This is a genomic window from Paenibacillus sp. Soil787 (assembly GCF_001429545.1).
Classification (GTDB): Bacteria; Bacillota; Bacilli; order Paenibacillales; family NBRC-103111; genus Paenibacillus_E.
Genome location: NZ_LMSP01000001.1, coordinates 208720 through 233980, shown reverse-complemented (window position 1 = coordinate 233980; position 25261 = coordinate 208720). Strand labels below are relative to the sequence as shown.

At 40.9% G+C, this 25261-nt stretch carries 21 protein-coding genes and 5 pseudogenes; 6 read left to right on the top strand and 20 right to left on the bottom strand.

Annotation, left to right across the window (positions count from 1 at the left end; translation table 11 throughout):
• Nucleotides 1-245: 245 nt before the first annotated feature.
• Nucleotides 246-1214 carry an AraC family transcriptional regulator gene (locus tag ASG93_RS01110; RefSeq protein ID WP_056827973.1) on the bottom strand — a complete coding sequence of 323 codons (969 nt, stop codon included), beginning with the start codon at nucleotides 1212-1214 and terminating at the stop codon, nucleotides 246-248.
• A gap of 186 nt (nucleotides 1215-1400) precedes the next feature.
• On the opposite strand from ASG93_RS01110, the gene ASG93_RS01105 reads away from it, so the two are divergent.
• Nucleotides 1401-2813, top strand: coding sequence for an MFS transporter (locus ASG93_RS01105; RefSeq protein ID WP_235550692.1), 1413 nt, complete (start codon nucleotides 1401-1403; stop codon nucleotides 2811-2813).
• 890 nt (nucleotides 2814-3703) lie between these two features.
• Here ASG93_RS01105 and ASG93_RS01100 read toward each other — a convergent pair.
• The 4 genes and pseudogenes from ASG93_RS01100 to ASG93_RS01085 form a co-directional block, all read right to left on the bottom strand.
• Entirely contained in the window at nucleotides 3704-4429 is a 726-nt protein-coding gene (locus ASG93_RS01100) for a RibD family protein (protein ID WP_056827972.1), read from the bottom strand.
• A 48-nt stretch (nucleotides 4430-4477) separates the two neighbouring features.
• On the bottom strand, nucleotides 4478-5011 hold the full coding sequence (locus tag ASG93_RS34735; protein WP_056827970.1) for a cyclophilin-like fold protein: 534 nt from the start codon (nucleotides 5009-5011) through the stop codon (nucleotides 4478-4480).
• Between the two features lie 161 nt (nucleotides 5012-5172).
• Nucleotides 5173-5747 (bottom strand): annotated as a pseudogene (locus tag ASG93_RS01090) (DUF3737 family protein).
• Nucleotides 5748-5758: 11 nt separating this feature from the next.
• Nucleotides 5759-5998 carry a tautomerase family protein gene (locus ASG93_RS01085; RefSeq protein WP_268795979.1) on the bottom strand — a complete coding sequence of 80 codons (240 nt, stop codon included), beginning with the start codon at nucleotides 5996-5998 and terminating at the stop codon, nucleotides 5759-5761.
• A 468-nt stretch (nucleotides 5999-6466) separates the two neighbouring features.
• On the opposite strand from ASG93_RS01085, the gene ASG93_RS01080 reads away from it, so the two are divergent.
• Together ASG93_RS01080 and map are read left to right on the top strand one after the other, a co-directional pair.
• Entirely contained in the window at nucleotides 6467-7051 is a 585-nt protein-coding gene (locus ASG93_RS01080) for a TetR/AcrR family transcriptional regulator (RefSeq protein WP_056827966.1), read from the top strand.
• Between the two features lie 7 nt (nucleotides 7052-7058).
• Nucleotides 7059-7805, top strand: a complete 747-nt coding sequence (gene map, locus ASG93_RS01075) for a type I methionyl aminopeptidase (protein WP_056827964.1) — start codon at nucleotides 7059-7061, stop codon at nucleotides 7803-7805.
• Nucleotides 7806-8712: 907 nt separating this feature from the next.
• Here the strand turns inward: map and ASG93_RS01070 are convergent.
• The 10 genes and pseudogenes from ASG93_RS01070 to ASG93_RS01030 all read right to left on the bottom strand — a co-directional run bounded on the left by ASG93_RS01070 (nucleotide 8713) and on the right by ASG93_RS01030 (nucleotide 16129).
• Nucleotides 8713-9024, bottom strand: coding sequence for a Ger(x)C family spore germination C-terminal domain-containing protein (locus ASG93_RS01070; RefSeq protein ID WP_056827963.1), 312 nt, complete (start codon nucleotides 9022-9024; stop codon nucleotides 8713-8715).
• Nucleotides 9021-9158, bottom strand: a complete 138-nt coding sequence (locus ASG93_RS33715) for a spore germination protein (RefSeq protein ID WP_082614630.1) — start codon at nucleotides 9156-9158, stop codon at nucleotides 9021-9023. The genes ASG93_RS01070 and ASG93_RS33715 overlap by 4 nt, the downstream gene beginning before the upstream one ends.
• Before the next feature lie 163 nt (nucleotides 9159-9321).
• The gene (locus tag ASG93_RS01065) at nucleotides 9322-10068 is read right to left on the bottom strand and encodes an SDR family oxidoreductase (RefSeq protein ID WP_056827961.1); all 747 of its coding nucleotides are present in this window, start codon (nucleotides 10066-10068) and stop codon (nucleotides 9322-9324) included.
• Nucleotides 10069-10284: 216 nt separating this feature from the next.
• A pseudogene (locus ASG93_RS01060) lies at nucleotides 10285-11455 on the bottom strand (MFS transporter).
• Between the two features lie 56 nt (nucleotides 11456-11511).
• Entirely contained in the window at nucleotides 11512-12474 is a 963-nt protein-coding gene (locus ASG93_RS01055) for a phosphatidylinositol-specific phospholipase C/glycerophosphodiester phosphodiesterase family protein (protein ID WP_056827959.1), read from the bottom strand.
• Nucleotides 12475-12540: 66 nt separating this feature from the next.
• Nucleotides 12541-13042, bottom strand: a pseudogene (locus tag ASG93_RS33565) (redoxin domain-containing protein).
• A gap of 33 nt (nucleotides 13043-13075) precedes the next feature.
• Nucleotides 13076-13417 (bottom strand): annotated as a pseudogene (ccsA, locus tag ASG93_RS01045) (cytochrome c biogenesis protein CcsA); the annotation flags it as partial.
• Between the two features lie 219 nt (nucleotides 13418-13636).
• On the bottom strand, nucleotides 13637-14062 hold the full coding sequence (locus ASG93_RS35810) for a hypothetical protein (protein ID WP_056827955.1): 426 nt from the start codon (nucleotides 14060-14062) through the stop codon (nucleotides 13637-13639).
• Between the two features lie 64 nt (nucleotides 14063-14126).
• On the bottom strand, nucleotides 14127-15185 hold the full coding sequence (locus ASG93_RS01035; RefSeq protein WP_056827953.1) for a metallophosphoesterase family protein: 1059 nt from the start codon (nucleotides 15183-15185) through the stop codon (nucleotides 14127-14129).
• A 104-nt stretch (nucleotides 15186-15289) separates the two neighbouring features.
• Nucleotides 15290-16129 carry an SDR family NAD(P)-dependent oxidoreductase gene (locus ASG93_RS01030; RefSeq protein WP_056829244.1) on the bottom strand — a complete coding sequence of 280 codons (840 nt, stop codon included), beginning with the start codon at nucleotides 16127-16129 and terminating at the stop codon, nucleotides 15290-15292.
• A 205-nt stretch (nucleotides 16130-16334) separates the two neighbouring features.
• Here ASG93_RS01030 and ASG93_RS01025 point away from each other — a divergent pair, with 205 nt between their 5' ends.
• Together ASG93_RS01025 and ASG93_RS35805 are read left to right on the top strand one after the other, a co-directional pair.
• A complete protein-coding gene (locus ASG93_RS01025) occupies nucleotides 16335-16880 on the top strand; it encodes a TetR/AcrR family transcriptional regulator (RefSeq protein WP_056827952.1) in 546 nt (181 codons plus the stop codon).
• A gap of 183 nt (nucleotides 16881-17063) precedes the next feature.
• Nucleotides 17064-17246, top strand: a complete 183-nt coding sequence (locus ASG93_RS35805; RefSeq protein WP_200984424.1) for a stalk domain-containing protein — start codon at nucleotides 17064-17066, stop codon at nucleotides 17244-17246.
• Between the two features lie 634 nt (nucleotides 17247-17880).
• Here the strand turns inward: ASG93_RS35805 and ASG93_RS01015 are convergent.
• The 5 genes and pseudogenes from ASG93_RS01015 to ASG93_RS00995 form a co-directional block, all read right to left on the bottom strand.
• Nucleotides 17881-19090 (bottom strand): annotated as a pseudogene (locus tag ASG93_RS01015) (NAD-dependent malic enzyme).
• A 54-nt stretch (nucleotides 19091-19144) separates the two neighbouring features.
• Complete coding sequence (locus ASG93_RS01010) at nucleotides 19145-20278, bottom strand: MFS transporter (RefSeq protein WP_056827948.1); 1134 nt, start codon at nucleotides 20276-20278, stop codon at nucleotides 19145-19147.
• 17 nt (nucleotides 20279-20295) lie between these two features.
• Nucleotides 20296-21453, bottom strand: coding sequence for a 2-methylaconitate cis-trans isomerase PrpF family protein (locus ASG93_RS01005; protein ID WP_056827946.1), 1158 nt, complete (start codon nucleotides 21451-21453; stop codon nucleotides 20296-20298).
• Nucleotides 21454-21752: 299 nt separating this feature from the next.
• Nucleotides 21753-23144: an MFS transporter gene (locus tag ASG93_RS01000; RefSeq protein ID WP_235550723.1), complete on the bottom strand. Its 1392-nt coding sequence runs from the start codon at nucleotides 23142-23144 to the stop codon at nucleotides 21753-21755.
• Between the two features lie 641 nt (nucleotides 23145-23785).
• Nucleotides 23786-24094: a hypothetical protein gene (locus tag ASG93_RS00995; protein WP_056827942.1), complete on the bottom strand. Its 309-nt coding sequence runs from the start codon at nucleotides 24092-24094 to the stop codon at nucleotides 23786-23788.
• Nucleotides 24095-24373: 279 nt separating this feature from the next.
• Here ASG93_RS00995 and ASG93_RS00990 point away from each other — a divergent pair, with 279 nt between their 5' ends.
• Nucleotides 24374-25237: a LysR family transcriptional regulator gene (locus ASG93_RS00990; RefSeq protein WP_056827940.1), complete on the top strand. Its 864-nt coding sequence runs from the start codon at nucleotides 24374-24376 to the stop codon at nucleotides 25235-25237.
• The last annotated feature ends 24 nt before the right edge of the window (nucleotides 25238-25261 follow it).

The window sequence follows — 25261 nt, the reverse complement described above, 5'->3', positions numbered from 1 at the left end:
CATGTGATATTTCATAATTAATTAGAAAAACGGAGCTGCGAACCCGCACAACTCCGTTTTTGTTGTTCCATAATTCGTTAGAATTTTGTAGTTGTCTAAGAAAAAAAATGATTTGTTCCTTAATTCGTTAGAAAAAAGTTTTTGAATTTGATATGCACCATAGTGAAAATCGCAGTTTAATTTCAGAATTCGTTAGAAAAATTCATCTTGTCCTTAGCCCATTTCCTTCGAGATGACATCCATCATTAACTATCCTCGAATCCCCCAGTGCAAGAAATTTTTCGCATCGCTTTCATATCTTGCAGAGGAGGCAGACCAAAAAGCCTCCGGTATTCCCGATTGAATTGCGAAGGACTTTCATAGCCTACTGTCAACGCGGCCATTGTTGCCCCCATTGGACCGTTCAACATCAGGCGCTTGGCTTCCTGAAGGCGAAGCTGCTTCTGATATTGCAAAGGCCCCATTGTTGTGATCGCTTTGAATTTATGATGCAGTCCCGAGGTACTCATGTTGCAGGATTTTGCGAGTTCCTCAACGGTAAACGAATTTGCGTAATTTTCTTTGATCCATTGGATCGCCTTTCCGACTCCATCCGCTCTTTGATCAATGAGCACCTTTTGGAAAAATAAGTGCCCAAATTCACCTGATAGTAAGTTAAAAATCATTTCCCTTTTGATCAGTTCGGACAGAAATCGAGCTTCTTTAGGCTTTTCGATTAGCTTCAATAACCGGAAAAATATGTTTAGCAGTTCGGCATCCGATTTTCCGATGAAGGCTCCGGCACTTAGATCTTTCTCCTCTGGTTCCGTGATGATTTCTGCCTCCATGACCACCGAAGCGATTTCTTGTGTCGTAAGATCGATACTCAAACTGATATAAGGCGATTCTTCCGTAGCACCAATGACTTGGGCGGAAGCCGGCATATCGATCAGCGACGCCAAATAATCACCTGCTGAGTAATGAAAGATATCTTGACCAAGGTAAAGCTTCTTAGTCCCTTGAAGGATCAGGCAAAAGGAAGGACTCAAAACACCTGATCTTCGCAGTGTCTCGTGACTGTTCCTGATAATAGAAAGGAACGGAACAATAGTTGGTGTCCGTCCATCCGACATGGTGATCCGATTCGTCATGGCAATGAGTTGATCCAACGCTCTCCTATGATTAGAAGCACTCATTCCATAGAAATCGTGGTTATCCAGTCTTTGTTCCGGCATGTATTCAATCCCTCCCAACCCTAACTAAATTATAACGGCATTGAAAAGAATTGCAATGGCTATTGCGTTATGTAAAAAATGCGATTTGCAGCTTTAGGCAATTTTCATGCAGGAACGGTCTACTTCCTTCTGCCGGTTCCGTCCATAATAAGTTTCAGAACACATCTTCTAAAGAAGGAAAGGAACATGTTTATGAATCAGTCCAAACGAATCATTTTAACCATTATTATCGCATGTCAACTTATCGTTGTGCTTGACGCCTCTATTATGGTAACGGCAATACCCCAAATCGGTCGTTCGCTTCATATGACGGCAACCAGCTTGACCTGGGTCCAAAATGGCTACATTTTGCCGTTTGGCGGTTTCTTGCTGCTTGGTGCCCGGGCAGGAGATCTTATGGGGCGAAGAAGAATGCTTAGTATAGGTATTGGATTATTTTCGCTAACCTCTATGCTGGCCGGTTTGGCGCCGACAGCTGAATTTTTGCTTGTTTCCCGTGCATTCCAAGGCTTTTCGGCTGCATTAGCAACACCTGCTGCGCTGGCATTGCTGTCAGCGAGCTTTGTAAAGGAGAAGGAACGTTCTAGAGCGATAGCGATGTACAGCGCGGTTTCGGCTGCAGGCGGCAGTATCGGTCTCATTCTTGGCGGATTCCTCACCGATTTTATTTCTTGGCGCGTCGGTATGTTTATCAATGTACCCATTGGGATTATTTTGCTGTATTTGGTACAGCGGTATATACAGAAAACAAGTACGAGGACCGGACGTTTTGATCTTTGGGGTGCTTTAGTCTCCGTAATCGGCATGACTGCGTTGGTATACGGCTTTGTTCAAGCTGCGGATCACGGTTGGGGGAAACCCGAAACATGGATTTCGCTTGCAGCCGGAATTGTTTCGTTAGCGGCATTCGTTCTTATTGAAGCTCGAGTGGCTGAACCGATTATCCCGCTCCGATTGTTAGCGAGCCGCCAGCGGTCCGGGGCTTATCTGGGAAGGTTCCTAGTTGTGGGCGGGAATTTTTCACTCTTTTTCTTTATCCCCCAATATTTGCAAAACGTTCTCGGTTTTAGCTCACTTGACGCAGGTTTAGCCTTCCTGCCTTTTACAGGCGCCCAGTTCGGTATGATGTACCTGATGCATGGGTTGGTGCACCGTTTTGGAAATAGGAAAGTCATGATAGCCGGTTTGCTATTCGCAATCATTGGTACACTCTGGATGAGCCAAATCGTCTCCGTGCAGGCTCACTTCTTTCCGCAAATGCTCATCCTCCTGACCATCATGGGCATTGGCGCCGGAATGGTTTTCCAACCGCTTACCGCTTTGGGGCTCTCGGGTGTGGATCCTCAAGATACTGGTGCGGCTTCGGGTCTAATTAATGTCGCACATCAAAGCGGTTCCTCGTTAGGTTTGGCTGTTCTCATAACCGTATTTGATGTAGCAATCCGTACGGATCAACCTTCAAAGATGCAATTTGCCCATGCTGTATCGGACTCCATATTGGGATCAGTAGTATTTATTACATCAGCCCTTGTTGTGACGCTTCTCTGCTTTGTTCCGACACGCCAACTTACTCGAAAACAAGCATTAACAGATTCTTGATGCAGGACTGGTGTAATTCGTCCACGGATACCTTCAATAAGAAAGTACTCATTTTGATAACTCATTATTTCCAACGAGTTTGAAATGCATCGTCTAACCAATTCTGCAACAAGTCTAACGAAATATGGAATTTAACACACAAAAAAAAATGCGTGGTGTCATATTTATTGAGAAAAGTATGCCCAAAATCGTTGATTTATCTAATATGCTCTAATATGATTTGGGCAACAAAAAAGTGCTTAAGGCTGACTATCGAAGTCAACTTTAAGCACTTTTTATAACTTGTTCTTCATTTGGATATTTCTTCTATATTTTCATTGAAGTAATCCCTGTTTATCCAGCATGTCAAAATCTTTAATAAGTTCATTACAGGTTTTAATTATATGCAACTCCGTAAGTTGGTCTTCATAAGAAGCAAATCTAAATGCTTTAATGAGAATTTCTTTAGTATAACCTGGGAGTCCGCCTGATGATATACAATTTATCGGTTACACTTTGTTGATTAAGACAAGATCTCTCGGAAAATGGTAGGAATGATTCAAACTCATTCAAGAATAAAAGATATTCAAGCAACGCTATGTGGAGTTTACAGGCGGTGAAACCAAATACACGGGTGGGACAGTAAATGAACTAGATGAAAACACTCCCGTCCTTCAGCGTGAGTTTTATGACTTCTACCGTACTCCACGGGGCGAATTCACTCCCTCGGTCTCGTCACCTGAACTCACGACCCATCCGACGCTGACCAGTAACGTCAAGTTCATGAATTTCTACCCGCTCACAGACATAGAGATGATTTCTCCTCGCCCCATGCTTTTCGTCAAAGTATTCGTAGTCAACACAAATGGTGCCTACTTGCAGGCACCATTTTCTTTTATATGTATTGATGATTAATCATGTTTTGTTACATACTTCAACCACAGCCCACTATCATCCAGTTTTTCGACTTCTTTTAAAAAGAAATTAACGGGATGCTGATTTGTTAAAAAAGAACTAGTTTCAAATAGTGTTACAGAGTTAGATGCACCATCTGCAATTGGAACTATAATCAGGCTTAATTCATCAATTAATCCCTCGTTCAAAAAGGATCCATTTAAAAAGCCTCCACCTTCTAACATTAATTTATCGATTGAAAAAAGTTTTTTTAACTTTTGCACAACGACAGTAAAATTCAATCGTTCTTTCCCACCGAAAATATAAGATATACCAATTCTTTTCAGATGGGCTAAGTAAGCATCAGTTACTTGCTCTGTAAGCACTTCTACTATGTGGTCTTCTGTCCTATGCTCATTCCATGATTGAATTGAATTTTCTGTCCATCCTAATTTCCCAGAAGGATCTACCGCTATTGCATAACTTTCAGCATTTTTGTTTGCAACGTAATCGGTTCTAGGGATAGGTGGGATATCTTCGTGTTTTAAATCTAATACATGTCCTAAGGTAAAGTGTTCCTCCATGGTAACCCTACCACACATCCAAGCTTTAACACCGTAACGCTCATGGATTTTTTCGTATAAATCTGTAAAATAAACTGCTCGCTCCATCTTCAAAAAATCTCCACTGATTTTCCCATCCAATGAAATTGACATGTGGCAAATTATATATGATCTTTCCAAGCTTATAACTCCTTTTTATGATAAAATACTGCCCCATTTATCTCACCTCTAATCTATTTTTTCAATTTTCACTGTAAATACACCAGTTATACTTGCAAGCTTTTCTATGCCAGATTCAATTTTCCCTAGTTTAATAAGTCCATTTGAATAATGAAAATCTCTATAAAATATAGCCAAATTTCCCCAAGGTGAATAATAAGTGAAATCTCCAACGGAAGGATCAATGCCTGATGGTGCATTTACTGTAGATAATCTTTTCTCTAGATAATTAATTTTTTCGGTTCCTGCATAATCTTCTAATGTTAATGTTAAAGGGAGTAATGTTAAAAAATCCCTGCTTGTCGGATTATCATTCATTTTCACAATTACTTCTTCGTTGTTAAAAGTCAATTTTATTCTACCCTCTGCTGCATGGCTATTCTCTTTTTTTGATTCATGAGTTGAATCAACTTGTTTTTCATTTGAATTATTACTCACAGTTTCACTTCCCTTGGTATTATTTCCATCGTAATTTTTTCCTCCGCAAGCAGCGAGCGTGAAGGCCATGGCCAAAGTGAAAGCCAGAAATAACACTTTTTTCATATTTAGTTCTCTCCTATATGGGGTATTCAATGCTTATGCCATCGAGCATTTCAGTGAGATACGAACAATCTACTTGTTCCACCAAGGGGTAATTGAAGCTGCAGAATCTCCTCCGTTCAATGAAACAGTTTCGCCAATATGGTAATATTGCTCCCTTCGTCTTACGCAATTGTATGTGTTGAGGTAAGCTGCTCAACCGATCCCCTCCTCCCAATGCCCTCATTTAATTCATACCTTGTATCGGCAGCAATTATTTCCGCGTCATCCAAAATTAATTCTCTAATGCTCTTTGCTTTTATCTCTCCAGAGATGGGATTCTTCACACTGTCAATTACGGTTGACGCTTCCACCTGAACGGTGGAATATTCGAAGGCTAAGTCCGTATTTATAATTATCCCATTTTTAACCACGACATGCTCCATGTAGCACATCCCTTGATTGCTCTCAATCGTACAATTGATGAAGGTGATGTTTTTAGAATTCCAGCCGAGATACTCGCCGATGATTACAGATCGTAGACTGTGACGTTTTCGCAATTCCAGAAAGCATCTTTAGAAATCAACTTTGAATTGTGGATCTCCACATTTTTAGCCCCATCAAAGGCATAGTTCCCGACCAAGGTAAGATCATCAATTTTGATATTTTCGCCATTCATGCCAAAGTAATCGCCTCTTGCGGTCACATGATTGAGATAAACATCCTTGCAGCTCCATAATGTCTCCTGCGCATTTGGCATATTCACGTTGATTAAGCTGATATCGCTTGCATGCCTGAATGTCTTTGGCGCCTCAAAAATAATGTAATATCCGGTTTATATACTTCATTTGCCCATTTCTCATTTGGGATTTCTTCAAACGAGACAGAAACACTTGGCTCACTTGCGTGCATTGTTTCTATGACCGCTTGCACAATTTTGTCAATAAGTTCTTTCATCTGGTCCTCAGATTGACCTGGAAAAAGTTTTACAATAATATGTGGCAAACACACGCTACAATCAACACGAACCGTTTATTCAACACATGTATATATTTTAAACGAAAAAGAGATGATTGCAATCGTCAAATTCGATCAGTTCGTTCTTTAATAAACAAATCATTTATAAATGTTGATTTGCCGGATGACGCAAACCTATTATTATCAAATGAAATCCCACTTAGTCATATTAGACTGACCCCAATAATAGAAACAGCGGTAGCCACGGACAAAAAAATACAGTCCTAGACTGCCGCTGTCTTATTGAACGCTATCGTTGTGCGTTAATGCTGCTACCGTCGCACACCCTACCTCCTCCGAAACTACCTGCCTGGAGTTCTGTCTTTGTTCAGTTCACTAAAGAACTTTAGTTCAATTAAATAACTTTATTTCTCTAACAGATAATTTGCATATCCCCGCCCCATGCGTTACTATCTTTATATCGACAAATTTGCAGGTCTATAAAAGGAGGTATACGCGTCCATGTGCCCCCGTACCAAAGAACAAAATGAGCTCATCCGCATGCAGCGCAGTGAACAGATCCTTGACGCCGCCGCACGCACCTACTTCCACACGGGCGGCAGCTTTGATATTCGCGACGTCGCCCGCGAGGCCGAGATCGGTTACGGCACGGTATACCATTATTACCCCAACCGACATTTATTAATAGAAGATTTGCTGGGCAGCGGCTTCGAGCGATGCGAGCAAGCCCTGGCAGAATGGGCAAACATCTACGGCGGCGGCCTGGATGAGAGGCAGATGTTGACGTATTGCAAGGCGCTGCTCCGGCTGTGGCAATCGGACGCCCGCGCATATCTCGTCTACAAAATGGCGGCGGAACATTATGCAGGCTTGCCTGAGAGGGATCGTAACTCCACCAAGAGACGATTTATGGAACGGCTGTACGTTCCGCTCCAGTCGATCGCCCAGCGCGAAGACGACAGTGTCGACCATATGCTTGCCGTGCTGGTTGGCTGCTGCGGGCTGCAATACTATGCGGGCACTTCCGAGCTGGACGTCGATCGAATCGCCAAGCTCGCGATGCAAGCTATTACGAAGGAGTCCTGATACGAACATGGTCATCTTAAAAAGCAAGCATGAAATCGAGGCTATCCGTAAGGCATGCCAAGTGGTGGCCGAATGCCATCGCACGATCGCCCCACTCATCAAACCGGGAATCACGACGAACGAGATTGAGCGCATATTCGAGGACATTATCTTGAAGCACGGCGCCAAGCCCTACACGAAGGGCTACAAGGGCTATCAATATGCGACCTGTGCCTCCGTCAACGACGTGATCGCTCATGGCTTTCCTAGAGATAAGCCACTTGAGGAGGGCGATATCGTGACGATCGACACGGTCGCGGAGCTCGACGGCTGGCTCGGCGATTCAGCCTGGAGCTATGCGGTCGGGAAGATCTCGCCGACAGCCGAGAAGCTGATGCGCGTCACGAAGGAATGCCTTGACCTCGGTATCGCGCAGGCGCGGCCCGGCAATCGGCTCGGCGACGTGACGAGCGCCATCCAGCGGCATGCCGAATCGAACGGATTCGGCGTCGTGCGTGACCTACTCGCGCATGGCATCGGCCGGGACCTGCACGAGGCGCCGAACTATGTGCATGTCGGCAAACCCGGCAAAGGCCTCCGCATCAAGGAAGGCATGGTGTTCACGATCGAGCCAATGATCACCGAAGGCACCTACTACATGACAATCGATCCGGACGGCTGGACCGCGCGGACGCTGGACCGCAAGCTCGCCGCCCAATACGAGCATACGATCGCCATCACGGCTGAAGGTCCACAAATCCTGACCGCGCAATAGAATAATTAGAAGTCGACCACGAGATGGTCGACTTCTTTTTTTCGTATTTGGCATAGCATCTTTCTTCGCCCGATACATGCGTTTATCCGCTTTCATCAATGGCATTTTCGGAAAATGGCTGGATCCGATACTACGGTGATCGATAACTCGTTCCCGTCTTCAACCCGAAGCGGGTTCGCGGACAGAGTAGGCTCAATGATCGTGATGAGGCTACTCTCTCCGCGATCACATGCCAGTACGAAGATTTCATCTCCGGCGAACCGCGCGACAAAATCGGAAACGCCGGCTGACTCTGACTATAACTGGGCTAGATGATGCAATGCAGGATCTCCCACATGGATGGACATGGGAGTCGTTAATCGAGCAATTCAGTCCTTTATTTCGAATGCGGTCCCATTGCGTTATTCTGCCCGTTACTTCAACGAGGCTGCCGATTAATGCCGGCAGCCTCGTCTTGGTTTCTTATTGAACAAACGTTTTTCGTTCTTTAACTCCTATATCTTTTGATATCTCTTTGGTCGAGAGAAAATCATCTAATAATTTAATGCATATTTCATTTTTATCGAAGTAAAATTTATTTAACCCCAACTCAGCACTCTTTATTTGGGAAGGATTAATTCTCCCTATTTGGAGCATTACCATCTTTAAAAGTGGACTGCTTTTGCTGTAATCATTATAGGAGTTCTCTTCATATTTTCAAGAATAATGTATTGATATAAGGGTTTCGTTCGTCGAAACATTGATCTGATATCCCAGCTATCCGATAATTTTGTTTCAATTAAGCTCTGTTTGAACACCTTCTTCGATATCCGATTCCGTCGACGATGCAAAAGCTGTCTAGACGTTGAGCGAACGATTTTTGTTCCAATTGGCTCAGTTTTGAATTGATGTGAGTAACGCCAGATCCTTAGGACCCTGAGAACTTGAACTTTGTTGATGCGATAAGGAAATAGACTCCCCAGTCAGGAAGGCTCATTACTTTAAAAAGAGGTTGTCCGGTCAAGCCTATTCGACGAATTTTCAAATTTGAATGAACTATAATTTCGGCATGAGCAAATTCCGTTTCCCAGTTTTTCTTCATACTCTTCCATTTCTGTGGATACTTCTCATGTATACCTTTGCTGAACCCGAAAATATCTGTTCCATATTGTTTTTGAACTTTGGTAATCATTTTGTTGGTTTGGTTATTGATGGACTGATTAAGTTTTTTCTCAATCATATTGCTTCAATAGCTGCTGGAAAAGGGATACCCTCCCTTACGGATGCAATGCTTAACAGTAATTGAGTGGGAATCAATTGCGAATGGAATGTGGTCGCGGCAACATATAAAGACGGCAACAAAATAGAAAGCATATAAAAAAATATGCGGATCAAGCGGACAAAGGTCGAATACAGAAATCAATCATAGTAATAATTAAAAAAATTGCCCCCAACAAGCTAAGGGCAATTTTATCATTAGGAGATTTTAAAGAAGTCGACCTGTAGGACGAATATTATTTCATAATCGCAACATCCATTAGATAACTTGTTTTGTTGGACGAATCAAGATTTCACTTACCGCAACAGTTTTAGGTGTGCTAATCACATAAGCTACTGCATCTGCGATATCGCTTGGTTTCAAAGAAAGACCTTCTCCTGCAGCCATAAGATTTTTTACCCTTTCCCGATCTTCAGGAGTATTAATAGTTGTATAAAGTTCAGTACTTACAGCACCTGGAGAAATGATCGTTGAACGAATATTGTTTTCTCTTTCTTCCTGCCGCAATCCCTCCATAATCGCTCTAACTGCAAACTTGGTACCGCAGTATACAGCAGATCCTGGATAAACAACATGTCCAGCTACGGAGTCGGTCGCAATAATATGACCGGATTGTTGTTTTTTCATGATCGGTAAAACCGCAGCAATTCCATTTAAAACACCCATAATGTTAATATCTAGCATTTGGCGCCACTCATCAAAGCGAGTTTCTGAAAGTAGCGCAGTTGGCATAACTCCAGCGTTATTATAGAGTACATCTACACGGCCATATTTTTCGATTGCCAAATCTACAACTGCTTGAACTTCCTCTTTTTTTGATACATCGGCAACTGCATATGAAATTTCAGCATTTGGCAATGACTCAACAAGAGATTTCAAGCGATCCTCTCGGCGAGCAGCAATTACTAATTTTGCTCCTTCTTGCGCAAGTTTCTTGGTAGTAGCTTCACCTATCCCACTTGATGCGCCCATAATAATAACAACTTTATCTTGAATATTTGACATACTAAGTAACACCCTTTCTTCTATTAGTTTGATGACAAACAAAATCATCGTCGATTGTTTAAGCAACATACGTTTATTATAAATAGAAACAGGATTCATACAATGGTTAAATTAGAGCAATGAGTTGTTTACTCAACAATTCATTAAAAATTGTCGAGTATGTTTAGAATGAATAAAGAAACTCAATAACGACTACACCGATATTATCCTTATTCCTTATCTAGAAAGTTGTTTTGTAGGACTAAGCATGTAGTTTCTTAGTAAAATAAATACCAACCCTAATACCGACGATAATAATCCCACTATTACGACGTATTGTGTACCTAATTCTGAAATAATTAATCCACCTACAGCTGTACCAATTGTAGTTCCTAAGTTAACGGATGATAAAAATAAGCCATTAGCGAAATCAGGAGCTTCTGGAGCTGCAGACGTAATCCAATATTGATTAATATTAGTTCCTATACCAGCCAATATTCCCCAAACTAAAGTAATGATTGCCATAGGTAAAGTAAATTGTCCTAATAAGAATAAAACAATGTAAACGGCTCCCAATGCAAAAGGAAAAGATACTACAGATTTGATCGCATTTTTAGTAAGTAACTTCCCTGCCACAATGTTTCCAATAATATTTGCCCCCCCCGAATATGACTAACATTAAACTAATTGATTTCCCAGAGGTATTCGTAACGGTTTTAAGATACTCAGCAAGATAACTATACACCCCAAATATGGCTGAATTTAGTAAAATGATAGCAACAATGGAAAGCCAAGTAATTGGTTTTTTTAATACCGCTAATTGAGCTCCGTAAGAAAGTCTTTCTTTAACAGGCATAGAAGGGAAAAATACTAATATAGCAATAAATACTATAGCATTTACGATGGCAAAGAATGCCATTGATATTTGAAACGAAACTGTACTAGCAAGAAAACTTGCGATTGGTACACCAATTACCATACCCGCAGATACTCCAATAAAAACTTTTGAAACAGCTTTTGGAGCTTCTTCCTTGCGAACTGAGTTAGCAGCCATTGTAAAAGCTGCTGAAAAATAGATTGGATGAAAAATGGCTGGAATCACACGTGCGATTATTTCAATGGCAAAGTTAGATGTAAATATAGAAACAATGTTACCTAAAACGAAAATACCAAGTACAAGTAACATAGCCTTCTTGCGATTTATCCCCGAAAATAATAACGGCATAGTAGGACCAGATATTGAAACAGTAAGTGCGAAGAAACTCACCAGCCACCCAGCCTTAGATATACTGATATGAAATTGATCAGCAATGTAGGGTAATATCCCTATAACTCCCATTTCAGTATTTATGATACCGAAAGCCCCTATGGTTAATATAAATATAAGTAAATTATTTCGTTTAGACAAAAAAGCAACTCCTTCTACCCCAGATACGATCTTACCCAATTTCTTCCTTATCTATATTAAATTTTCAGACCTAGTTCACAAACTGGAAATATTGTTTCATACAAATTTGCCAACAGCAAAGATAACCCGCTTTTTTTCTCTCCCCCTGTCTCTGCAGTCTCCAGAAACAGTCCCTTTCCTTTTCTGTCGGTATCCATATCTGGCGGCAATACGTCCGTATAAACTCCATAATTACCAGTTGCTTTTAATGCTGCAAATTCGGCTTCACTATTTATGGTAAATGCATATACGATGATGTTGTTTTCTTTCAATTTTTTCATAAAACGGCTTGTCAATCTCGCCGGATCTGTTGCCATCACCCGGATGTGATGTTCATTCATAAAAGAGATGATGGTGTCGACATCGTCGTTGATCATGTATATGGAATAGATCACATTTTTGAACGGGATGATTCCCATGACGATATCGTACATCTGAGGCGTATAGATTTCTGGAATGATTCTGTCGAGAATTTCGGGATCGATTTCTTCTGCTGTTTGCTTGATGATAGAAAATTGTTTTTGGATTATTGCAGGATCCAATTCTTTTGTATCAATATCCAAATACATATCTGGATGGGTCTGCAAGATCCTCGCGATGCACCTGAAATCAAGCGGTGAATAGTTATAGTGGATTTTCGTCGTCATAAATTTTTGATAAGGTACAATGCTCTCCGCCGGAACCGGCTGCTCCAATTTCATGTATAGATAGGGATCCCAGTCATGTCTTGCCACTAGTTTGCCGTCGGATGTTAAGATCAGATCAGTTTCAAAAAAACGGAATCCTTTTTTATAGTTCATTTCCCAAGCTTCGTAACTATTGGTGTTTTCAAATCCGTCTATTCCTCCCATGGCATGGGCTATCATCGTTTCGCCCAGAAATCCCTTTTCTTGCGCGTATGCCATGGATGGAATGGATACCGAAAAAAGCAACATTGCGGATGTCAATAACAGAATGAATCGTTTGATCAGATAATGCACTCTTTATACACTTCCCATAATCATTTTGGAATATTATTGCCAAAGGACAGCAGCGCATTATTCAACTTATAGTAAAATGTTGGTGAATATTGGCTCGGCATTCTTACACGGTTTTATTAATTCCATATAATTTGCTATATCTCTTTCAGCCATAGAACCGGTTATAACCTTTAGAACTTTTCCATTTTTGTCGATTAAGAATGTAGTAGGGATTGGGGTAATATCATAAGCCTCGGTAACAATTCGATTTTTATCTTTTAGAACAGCAAATGTGAGTCCATATTTTTTAATAAAAGATTCAATGGCAACATCACTTTCACCAACATTAACAGCTACTATTTCTACACCATGATCCCCAGAAATTCAAGAAAACACCTTTTCCGTTTAAGTCAGACAGTTGAACTTGTTTCCCTTCTATATCTTCAAGCACAAAATCCGGTGCTTGGTCTTCTGCCTGAACTCGAATATTCTCAGTGAAAAAATTCCGATAAAGAGAGTAAGTTATGGCTGAAATCATCACAAGTATTAGACTCAATCGAATAATAAATCTAAACCTTTTGTTTTTCATTTAAACTCCTTTGGTGAAAATTTCAAATCACCGTTACAAAAAATATAACGTTAAGCAAGAATGTAAGCCGGCAATGATTAGATTAACAAAAACTAAGTTGAAAATAATGATCTCAAAACCAATGACTCCAAGCCAGGCCGATTTCTCACCATGCCAACCTTTAGAGAGTCGTAAATGCAAATATGCAGCGTAAAATAACCATGTAATTAGTGCCCATACTTCCTTTGGATCCCATCCCCAAAAACGTGTCCAAGCAATTTGAGCCCAAATCATTGCAAAAACGAGTGCGCCTAAAGTAAATATTGGAAATCCGATTGCAACAGATGTATATCCAATTTCATCAACCATATCAAGCTTTATGTTCTTCGTTAACGGCCCACTCATCCAGATACACGCCGGCATTATTAATCAAAACGTCCAATCTTCCAAATGTCTCATTTATAGTAAGTGCCGCTTAACGGATGCTTTTTGATCATCGACATTCATCCGCACAAACGATACATCCAACCCTGACTGCTTAAGGTTTTGGGCAGCTGCATGACCCTTCTCTAGATCCCGACTCGCTAAAATGGCCTTAAAACCATTTATAGCCAATTATTTGACAAGCTCATATCCAATTCCTCGATTCGCGCCTGTGACAAGGGCAATTAGCTGATAGGAAAAGCCTTTCTCTTTGTCATAGGGAAACTCAACAGCCCAACCGTCCGAACCATTTAAATCCTCGTATATCAATTGCCGATTTTCTTCCAATCCATCCAGAAAGTTAACCCAAAAATACACTCTTTCTGCATTTTTCACGTGGGCCTCGATATGAAGCATACCACTTCCATTTGGCAGCATTACCGTAGAGAATTCATCTGCTGCAACGGGTAAGGTTTGTATCCATAGAATCTTCGGAGGGGGCAATGGTGACGCAAGCTGCAAGGCAGCCAGTATCAATCCAATCATTCTAGCTAACGTTCGTACAGAACGTGGAAGTAGATGCATTTTCTCAACAAAGCGAATTTTTTCTCGTGTCATAGCAGCATCCCCTAATTAATTGAAAACGGAAAGTCCACACTTGGTCTACATACAGACACTTGAATCAATCTGAAAGCGGCACAGCCCAATCTGCTTCTTTGATCCATGTCCGGTTGCTGAATTCGCGGCCACGCAACACAACCTTGTTGGTATATACCTCAACGAACAGGCCTTGCGCAGCACCCTTCCTTACATTCTCGTATTTGGTATTCATCACGATACCGATCGATGAGTTCTTAAACCAGTGGAACGTTTCTTTGATATAATGCTCCGTATTGACGGTAAAATCCTGATGCGTATGCCCTGAAAAAACGAATACGTTTCTGTAAGGTTTCAATATCTCTCGGAACTCCCTGGCTTTGATCAGCATGTGATTGCCTCCGTCCTGCCCTACCGGGGGCAGTTCTTGGTGAATCATGACAAACACCGGCTTCCCGTCTTTGTTTTCGGCCATCTTGCTCCGAAACCAGTTCAATTGCTCGTCCGAGTACCATGCGCCTTCTCCCACTTCCGGTTTTTCCTGAACATACGTTTCCTGCGACAGTAGAATAAAATGAAACCCGTTCAGCCGAACGTCATGGTAGGGCTTCTCGAGATTAAACATGGAGGTGAACGCCTGCCGAGCCATTGCATCAGTCTTGCCGTTCGGGAACGTGTCTTGACTCCACGCGCCATTCTTTCCGATCCAGACGTTATAATAGTCGTGGTTCCCCATATTGGCATATACGCGCGGAAGCTCGTATTGGGACATGATATTTTTGAATTCCCTGTAATCAGCCGGTGTTCCCGAATCGGTAATATCTCCGGTAATCATAATTGCTTGTGCTTTATCTCTGAATGTCTTTATATCATCAAGCGCTTTTCGCAGGTGGTTCGATTGAGCGGAAATACCCGAGTTTACATGCAGGTCGCTGATAATGAAAAAGGAAAGCAACGGTCCAGCGTCTTCCGTTGCTTGCTTCGCTTCTGTCATACCGACTTGTGGCGTTGCCGTCGCAGGCTTCGTTATATTTTCGTGACCCGCAGCCTCTCGAAATCGGCGGAACATAAAAAGCGCAGACAGGGTTAAAATACTTGCCCAAACGGCAGCGATCAGCCATTTGATAAAGTTGCGTCTTGTCATTGAGTAATAATGTCCTTTTCCAAATTATATTAATGATACTTGGGAGGCTCCTCCCCTATCTGTTTTCCTAGATATTCCGGGGCTCAGCTGTAGTTCCCCGGCGCCTATTCGTACTCATACGACAGTGATAAAGAGAGTTCACGGTAGGCTCCGATCTCAGCCTGGAGATTGGCGATCTTTTGTTCAGCGACGGTGATGGCATCTACACCCGCAATGAAGCGGTGAGGTGGTTGTTTCTCGTTTACAATTTTAATCAATGCTTGGGCAAGCTTTGCCGGATCGCCAACTTGTTTACCATTTTGGGCCTGCCACCACTCCAACTGTGCCGCTTTACGTTCCGCATAGTCTTCGATATTCAATTCAGCATAAGTTGACGACTTCTTCGTAAGAAGTTCGGTACGGAAGAACCCAGGATTGACGATTGTGGTACTAATCCCAAAAGGAGCAACTTCAGGCTGAAGCGACTCCATCCATCCCTCTAGACCAAATTTTGCCGCGCAGTAGGCGGAATTGAATTCGAATCCCTGGAGCCCGGCACCCGACGAAATCGAAATCACATGTCCAGAACGTTGTTTACGCATAATAGGAAGAACGGCTCGTGTAACATTCATTGGCCCAATGAGGACAGTGGCTAGTTGCTTTTCAACCTGCTCAGGGGTCAGTTCCTCGAAATAGCCTCCATAGAAGTTAGCAGCGTTGTTGACAAGTATGTCAATACGACCAAAACGTTCTACTACTGCTTTTACAGCCAACTCTGCGTCAGCAGAGTCAGTGACATCAAGTTTAACGACAAAAAGATTGTCTGATTCTCCCACAGCTTTCAAAACAGAATCCGTATTACGGCCTGAAGCGATTACTCTGTGGCCGGCAGACAAGGCTGCCTTTGCAATATCCATACCCAAACCACGACCGGCACCTGTAATAAACCAAGTTTTTACTTCCATCACTCTTTAAATCCCTCCCAAATTTTTATTACTTAATTTGAAACAACACCTTATCGTTAACGAATTTTATTTGATTAATCAACTTATGTCTATTATTATATAAGTAAGACTTTTATTTTCAATGGTTAAAGTAACGTAATATGTTGATAACTCAACACAGAGCTTGAAAATGTTAATTATAATGAAAGCTTGGTGGATATATACGATGAAAAAAGTGGATCGGAGAATTCTTAAATCACAAGAAGCTATGAAAAAAGCTGTTATTGAATTAATGACTGAAAAAAACTTCGATGATATTACAATTCAGGATATTGCCGACCGGGCAAACATAAACCGTGGTACCATTTATCTTCATTATCAGGACAAATTTGATTTATTGGATAAACTCATCGAAATGCACATTAACGAATTAGCGGAGATGGGTGAATGGGCTTGCAGGCTGGATTGGAACAATGGTCTTTTACCTTTTTTCGAATATTTTGAGAAAAACTATTTATTCTTTTCGACCATGTTAGTGAGTAAAGGAGCGCCTTCTTTTAGAACACGGCTTTTTGATTTTATTACGGAGGGCTTCATAGGTGAGATTGACAAAGAAAGCGGAAGAAATAAGGATTTAAGCGAAGACGTTATGCTTCAGTATACTGGGAACGCTTATGTAGGTGTCATTGAATGGTGGATCAGAAATGGAATGCCATCCTCACCTCAAGCAATGGCCAAACAAGTTGGGGCCTTGTTAGAAAGAAGCCTGTAGTCCATGTAAAACAAGAGCGTCCTGTTAAATTGTCAGTGCGCTCTTGAAGTCATGCATGCGTGTTCGTTACGGTTAATCCTTAAAATTAACTTTATTGCTATCAATGATTTGAGTGTCATCTTCAGTAGCAAATTCGCTGGTGGTGAACTAGCGGTATCCACTAAAATAGAGTCTAAAAGGGCATTGTCAACAAGCTCCAAAATAGATTTAAATGGCGAAGAGATTCAACTTTCAGCCTACAACATTGATGGAAACAACTATTTCAAGCTTCGAGATATCGCAAAAGTATTCAAAATTGGCGTTACATGGGATGGCAAGAACAACTCAGTAGGCATCGATACAAAGATTGATTATAAAGAGGAATAGCACCCAACAATTAAGAATCTCTCGCAGTCAACAGATGGTGTCTGAACACAGGCACCATCTTCTTATTAATGGTTATAGAACTTAATATAATTGATAGTAATCCTACGATTACGACGTATTGTGTACCAATTTCTGAAATAAATAAACCACCTACGGCCGCACCAAATGTTGTCTCTAAGTTAACTCCTCCTTAAAACTTGATATTGATATAAAGTCGCCAACACTCCTCTTTTTCGACAAAAGTCACAGTGTATCGTTTGTTATTCAAAACATCTTGACGCAGTGAACAACAAACGACTTATCTTACTACTCACGAAAGTTCAAAAAGCTACAAAAAAGCCTGTTGAGGCTTCAACAGACCATTTACATATTCATGTATATCCATTTTTTCCAAAAGAAAAAAGTAAATGAGCTTTGATTCTAATCACTAATAATTACTTATTATCAATTAACTTTTGTTTCTTTCAGCTTTTGCAATTCACCGGTCTCCTGTAGTATATAAGCCGGAAAAGAAGGATACCCAAATTCCAATACATCTGCGCAGCAGTCACATATTTTTTCTGAGATTTGCTTTTCCGCAAGATTGCAAAGGAGACATAATAAATTCTGATTCAAATGAATTCACATCCTTCAGTTATGCTTTTCCATACTCTTTCGGATTTCTACGGGCAACTCCGGTCTGAACAGCTGCTTTAATTACGCTGTCCCTTATGAGTTTTACTACATCCTGGTTAAACACACTTGGAATAATATATAGCTTATTAAGAGCTTTATCGGGAATTACTGATGCAATAGCCTGGGCGGCAGCAAGCTTCATTTCCTCGTTAATCGTTGTTGCCCGGCAATCAAGCGCCCCTCGAAATATACCAGGAAAACATAATACATTATTTATTTGATTTGGATAATCGGATCTACCGGTTGCAATTACTGCGGCAATATCCTCTATTTCTTCGGGAAGAATTTCCGGTGTAGGATTAGCCATACAAAAAACAATGGGGTGCGGCGCCATTTTCTGTACATCTTCTCTCTTTAAAACTCCGCCGCGAGATAACCCTATAAATACATCAGCGCCTTCAATCACATCATGTAATGAACCCAAACTTAGATTGCGGTTTGTATGTTTGGCATACCACTCCCACATTGGATTTTCAAATTTGCTGCCTTCAATAAGGGCGCCTTCCCGATCAACGCCTAAAGCATCTGGGCGAGGATATGTCCTCTAAGTTAATGCCGCCGAATGCAGGCGATATATGTTTAATAGTAGCTATGATTTCTTCAACATTCTGTGTATTTAAACAAATTGGAAAAGAATCCACATCGGCAAACTGCTTAAACAACATGGATTTCCCTTCCATAACAGGCATAGCCGAATATGGGCCAATGTTACCTAATCCCAGGACAGCACTTCCATCCGATACGACAGCAACAGTGTTTCTTTTTATAGTAAGGTTATAAGCGTTTTCTTGCTTTTCATGAATAGCCATGCAAACCCGTGCAACGTCAGGCGTATACACACGCGATAAATCTTCCCGATTTTGAATAGGTACTTTCAATTTTGTTTCTATTTTCCCGCCCAAATGAAGAAGAAATGTCCTATCAGAAACATGAACTAGTCGGACGCCAACTAAATTTTTGATAGCAATAACAATTTGTTCGATATGCTTTTGATCTGAGACTGTAACTGTGATATCACGAATGGTTGAATCTTCTCCCATTTGGAAAACATCAATAGCTATTACATCTCCACCATTTTCGTTTATTTCTGTTATGACTTGTCCGAAATTAATTTGCTCTGTATAGAGTTCCAATCTTAAAATAATACTTTTACCGCCAAAGTTATTCATCCCAATTACCTACCCTCAAAAAATTAACTTTCAAATTCAGTCCGATAATTGCTCTCACTGTTCATCTGCGCTGGATCTGGTCAGATACGCTCCACCGATTAGCAGTGCACTGCTGACATAAAACACTGAGACAAGCCCAACCGACGAACCTACTAAACCGAAAAAGAGTGGGGCTATCAATTGTGATAGCCGGTTCGACGCTAATCGGAGCCCTAGAACTTCGCCTGTTCTCATTTTTGGAGAAGCATTGTAGGTCGTAGTCATCGAAAGCGGTTGACCGCACCCCAGACCCGCCCCCATAAATGTGCTCAACACACAGAAAAAATAAAAATGACTTGTAAATGGGACCAGGAAAAATGAAATTCCTGCAGTAAAGATGGAGGCTAATAAGATTCGGTTCCGACCAAAGATCATAATAAGTTTAGGCAAGAAAAACCGGACTGCGACCATACTTATTCCCTGAATGGCTATAATCCATCCAATAACACTCGGTAAAATATTCTGTTGCTTAGCAAACAACGGAAAATATGCTACGAAAATATCTCGAGAATACAAAACAAGTGCACTTGAAACCAAAGCTTTCCTTAAAATTGGTATTTTCAATAAACTCATAGAACCGGAAAAGGCATGATCCGATTGTTCGTTCTTTCTAATAATGACAGGTATAAAGAATGAAATCGCAATCGGTATCAATCCAGTGAACATAGAAACGAGAAAAGCAAACGTATAAGAAAAATGTTCAACCAGATATCCTCCAACAACCGGACCTATGACGCTACCCAATGACATCGCCATGCTAAATATGCTGAAATATTGATCTCGATTCTTGGGGGTTGCAGCGTTGCCTAGCACGTTTTGGAGTGAAATATTTATAAAAAGCTGCGAAACGCCTATTATGGCTTGGGATGTGTATAGGGACCACATGGACGGATAACAAAAAGGGAACGCCATCCCTACCGTCATACCGACTGTGCCCAGAATAATTGGTAACCGATCGCCTACATAATCGGAGATTTTACCTGCATAAATGGCGAAAAATAGCGGAAAGAATGCGTAAAAAGCTGTTACCATACCAATTTCAAATGTATTAGCGCCCAAATGGGAAGCAAATAAGGTGACAACAGGTCTGGTGATATTCAACATGACTTGAAATCCTATTGTGATGATGATGACAACTCTTAATACCATATCGTTCACCTTTACTTCTAAGCACCTAACACAGAGGCAGGTACATACGAGTATCCGTCCATTAGCCTTCTTGCGGTCCTCCCACAAGCGGCGCGGACCACATTCCACTCTAAGTCCTCGTACTCCACTTTGGTCTCGACGTACATTGTACCTGATGGGTGTCCTATCCTTACGCCGGATCTCGGGGGTGCAATCTCGAAAGGAAGAGTTCCCGGAATTTTACACGCAGTTGCTAATGCCATAGCTCCGCTCACTGCATGTGCTTTATGCAAAGCACCCATAGTCATATACCGAGAAATAATGTCGACTTCCCCCTGTTTAATTTCTCTATTCGTCAGGGTTACATAATCTGTAGCAGCAGTAACCATGATGATCTTCGGTAAGGCGTGAGTAGATGGTTTAACGACCTCTCCCGGTTTAATGAGCCCAGCGAGGATGCCGCCCTGCACTCTTATTTTTTCTAACGTATCCAGCAGTTCCGTGTTTTGATTAACCTCTTGCTGCAACTCCGTCCCCTTGGCTCCTACATCCTCAGCCCTGACAATGACAATCGTATTGGCGCAATCAACAATACTAACTTCAAATCTCCTGCCGTCGTCAATTTGAACCGTATCCTTAGCATTGCCTGTTGGTAAAGTATTTCCTGTAAAGGTACCTCCCGAATTCAAAAAGTTCAGCATGATCTTCGAGGATACGCCGGGTACACCATCAATGGAGAAATCCCCATCATAGATGATTTGTCCATTAGCTACTGGTATTTCGGCTACAATGATTTTATCGATATTCGTATTATAAATATGGACCGCTGTAACAGGTTCCGTTAATGGGACAAATCCTTCTTCAGCAGCATAAAGTCCTACTGCCGTAACTAAATTTCCACAGGTCACTCTATAATCGATGACATGGTTTTCGACACTGACTTGACCAAAGGTATAATCGATATGTGCTCCGGGCCGCGAGGGCGGACCTACGATCGCTAGCTTACTCGTCAAACTTGTTCCCCCGCCCAACCCATCGATTTGACTGCTGTCCGGACTACCGAACATTCTCAAAATCAATTTATCCCTTTGGTCCGGATTGGAAGGGAGATCGTATTTTCGTAAGATCAGACCTTTGCTTGTACCTCCCCTCATGATGGTTGTCGGGATTTTTATCATTTGTCCGAAATCGTTCATCACGTACCACTCCTTAATAAAACATTTCTGTTTGATAATTCTTTTGACTTACAGATTTAAATGTATTAGAACGTTAGAAATAAATAAAATATTGTTTTTTTATAATATTCAATAAAAAATATTGATTTCTAAGTTTAAGGAAACATTACTTAATATGTGCTGCTCGGTATTCTCAAGTAATTTCATCTTAGAAACCCCGATGTGGAAATAAAAGTAATAACGAATTGGAGCTAGGCTGACCCAAAAAAAGACGATACAAAGCTCTACCTTGCTGCAGCGCCTTTATATCGTCTTTATAATTATTTCACAGTTACTGACGACTGTTGAACCTTTATCGGATCATCACTATTGATCTCGTCCAGATTACGCTTATTGGTCTTAGGACCGAAACTAAGTGCCACGGCTGAACCGATCCAAGTGGCGGCGATTAAAGAAAAGACACTCATATTCCCTAAGTGAATGATAAAATAACTTATAACGATTGGTCCCAAAACATTTGAAACTCTGCCGATACCATAAGTAAAACCATATCCTGTAGCTCTTATCTCAGTAGGGTATAATTCGGAGGTATACGTGTATAAATTCGAAGAGAATACTCTCTCCACTAGATTAACTAAAAATCCAAATGATATTAGAAACACAGGGTTAAAAGTCATTCCGTATAAAAGGACACAAATTGCAATTACTATGGACGATACGGCCAAATTCCACTTTCGTTCGAAACGGTCTGAAATAAAAGCGCCTACTAAAGCGCCTAACGGTGCACCAATCGTAATTAAAGAACTGTAAACTAATGATTTGTTCAATTCGATACCGTGCTGTACGAGTAGTGTTGGGACCCAGGAGGAAAATCCGTAGAAACCGATAGTTTGGAAAATCCACGTTAAAGTCAGAATCGACGTTCTGCCAAGGTATTTCCCTTTAAACAATTCGATAAGAGAACCTGTTTTCAATTGTGCCTTTGGCTTAAGGATAACTTCAGTAATAGTAGGCAATTCTCCCTTTTCCAGGCGAACAGTATCCTCGATTCTCTGCATAATGGCTTCTGCTTTTGTAAAATCTCCGCGGGCAAAGTGCCATCGGGGTATTTCTACAAGCTTACGAAGAAAGAAAATTGAGAGTAGCCCTAACGCACCCCACGCGAACACGTACCTCCATCCATCCGGTCCTAAAGTAACGAAATAACTCGAAGCCCAAGCAGTTAAAGGAATTCCGAGTAACCCCACCGCAATCGTTATACCTTGGTATTTGCCGCGAGAAGCAGAAGGGAAAAATTCACTGATATAAGTATTTGCGTTTACAAGAGCGGCTGAGGCTCCCATACCTGTTAAAAACCGCAAGACGCCTAGCGAAACCGGATCCCAAGCAAAAGCTGTTAATAAAGAAAGAATAGAGAAAAACATAGTGTTTGTAATAATGGCATTTCTTCTCCCAAATCTATCGGCTACCCATCCACCGAATGCAGAACCAAGAAACATTCCCAAAAAAGAACAAGATGTAACAATGCCAATCGTGCTCACGGACATTCCCCAATGTTTTTTTAATGCAGGTGCAACGTAAGAAAACGTATTGAGGTCGGCAAACTCAAAGAAATAAACAATAGCCAGAGCCGCTATAACTTTTTTATGAATACTTGTAATCGGTAGATGATCTAGACGGCTTGAAATATTGTTTCCGCTTTCATTTTGGATGATATTCAATTTTCTTTCCTCCATCGTAGTCATATAATTTGTAGTCTAAGCCTTCAGCATTCACCCGGGAGCAACAACTTAACTTTACCATCAGAATTGTTATAAAAAAAATATGCATTTTTTATCGTATTTAATAGAAATTTTAAATCTCTAATATTCCAAATTTATGAAGCCCAAAAAGTCTGCGCCTAAATAAGTATAAAACCTTCATGATGACCCCCTTAATTCTTGTTTAAATAAAGGGGCCAAGGTTTCTTTAGGTAAACTAAACTATATAGCGCCATAATGAATGGCTCGAAGATTTTGGCACCAAACGTCCATCGCCCCAGAAAAATACCTACGATTCCGCCGCTTAAAGCGCCGATGAAAAAACCTAGCAGGGGTCTCCTCAGCGGTTATTGCCAAATGGAAAAATAACTCCCCCGTTTTTTGCAAGCGATTTCAATAAATCAAGTGGCGTACTAATCCAAAATTTATCAATAAATCTCCCGGATCCGTACTGCCAACTTACCAATAATATAATTAATAGTACTAGGCGGATCGATGATAACTTAAAGAATCCAACACACTTTTTATTATGAATGAATGATTTGCCAGGTGCATGTCCACTCCAATCCGGCTATCCGACACTCTTGCTGAATTCATCTGCGTACCTCCATTTCAAATTCATCTTTAAGTGCATTCCATAGTTTTGAATACGCTTTCGTAAACTCGTCTAAAAAGCGTGTATTCATAACGTCTCTGGGCCTCGATATGTTGATATTCTCCATAAATTTAATGGTTCCAGGCAGTTTGCTAAATACCCCTACTCGGTCACCCAAAGTCACCGCCTCATCATGATCGTGTGTAACAGAGATGACTGTTTTTTGGGTTTCTTTCCAAATTTCCAATAATTTATCTTGCAGAATCAAGCGCATCTGAGCGTCCAAAGCCCCAAATGGCTCATCCATCAATAGGGTCTCTGGATTGTATGCTTATAATTTCTCTAAACTTGCCCTACTGTATTAAGGCCATTGCTCCCCCTACTTTCTTCTCGCTTGAATTAGGTTTGCTATAATAAGATGCTGCTTGCTAAAAGCCATTTATGGCTCTGTAAAATTAAATTACCATGTTCCATGGAATAAAACAAAGTGTTAAAATTTATAATAATCGATAAAATTATTTGATTCCTAACTCCACTTGTGTTTAAAATTAAACCATACTATTTTCATGAAATGAGTGATTTTATTATGGAAGAAAGAGACTGCATGTTATTACAAACACTTTTCGAACACCAAAATTTAACAAAAACTGCTGAGCTTTTATACGTATCTCAACCTTCTTTAAGTTACCGTATTCAACAATTAGAAAAGCAATTTGGGATCAAAATCATGTACCGGGGAAGAAGAGGTATAGAATTTACGCCTCAGGGTGAATATTTGGTGAGATATGCAAAGGATCTTCTACAGCAATTACAAAAAACAAAAGAGCATTTATTAAGTATGGATAATAAAATATCTGGTACACTAAAAATCGGTACTGCAAGCAGTCTAGGACGTTACAAACTCCCAGGAATGTTAAAAAAATTCCATACTGAATACCCCGATGTTGAGTTTAAAGTAACTTCAAACCGCAGCTCAGAATTAATAAATTCGGTATATAAGCAGGATGTCCATATCGGATTTATTCGAGGAGATTATAATTGGCCCGAAGAAAAACATCTAATTATGACAGAGAATATTTGGATTGTATCGAACAGAGAGATCTCATTAAACGATCTGCCAAAATTACCTAGAATCAGTTATAAAACGGACTTGTCCTTAGAAAATGTATTTGATAATTGGTGGAAGGAGACGTACTCAGTACCACCAACAGTAACAATGGAAGTAGATCATATGGAAACATGCAAAGAGATGGTATCCAGCGGATTTGGGTACGCGATACTTCCCAACATCGTCTTAGGAGATAATGAACACTTGCATCGTATACAACTAAGGACTAATTACGGGGAGCCTATCTTGCGTAAATCATGGATGATTTATCGAAAGGAATCTTTGCAAATATCACTAATTAATGCTTTTGTAGATTTTATACAGAATATGAAACTGATGTAAGGGTAAGTTCCTCACAATTCCATC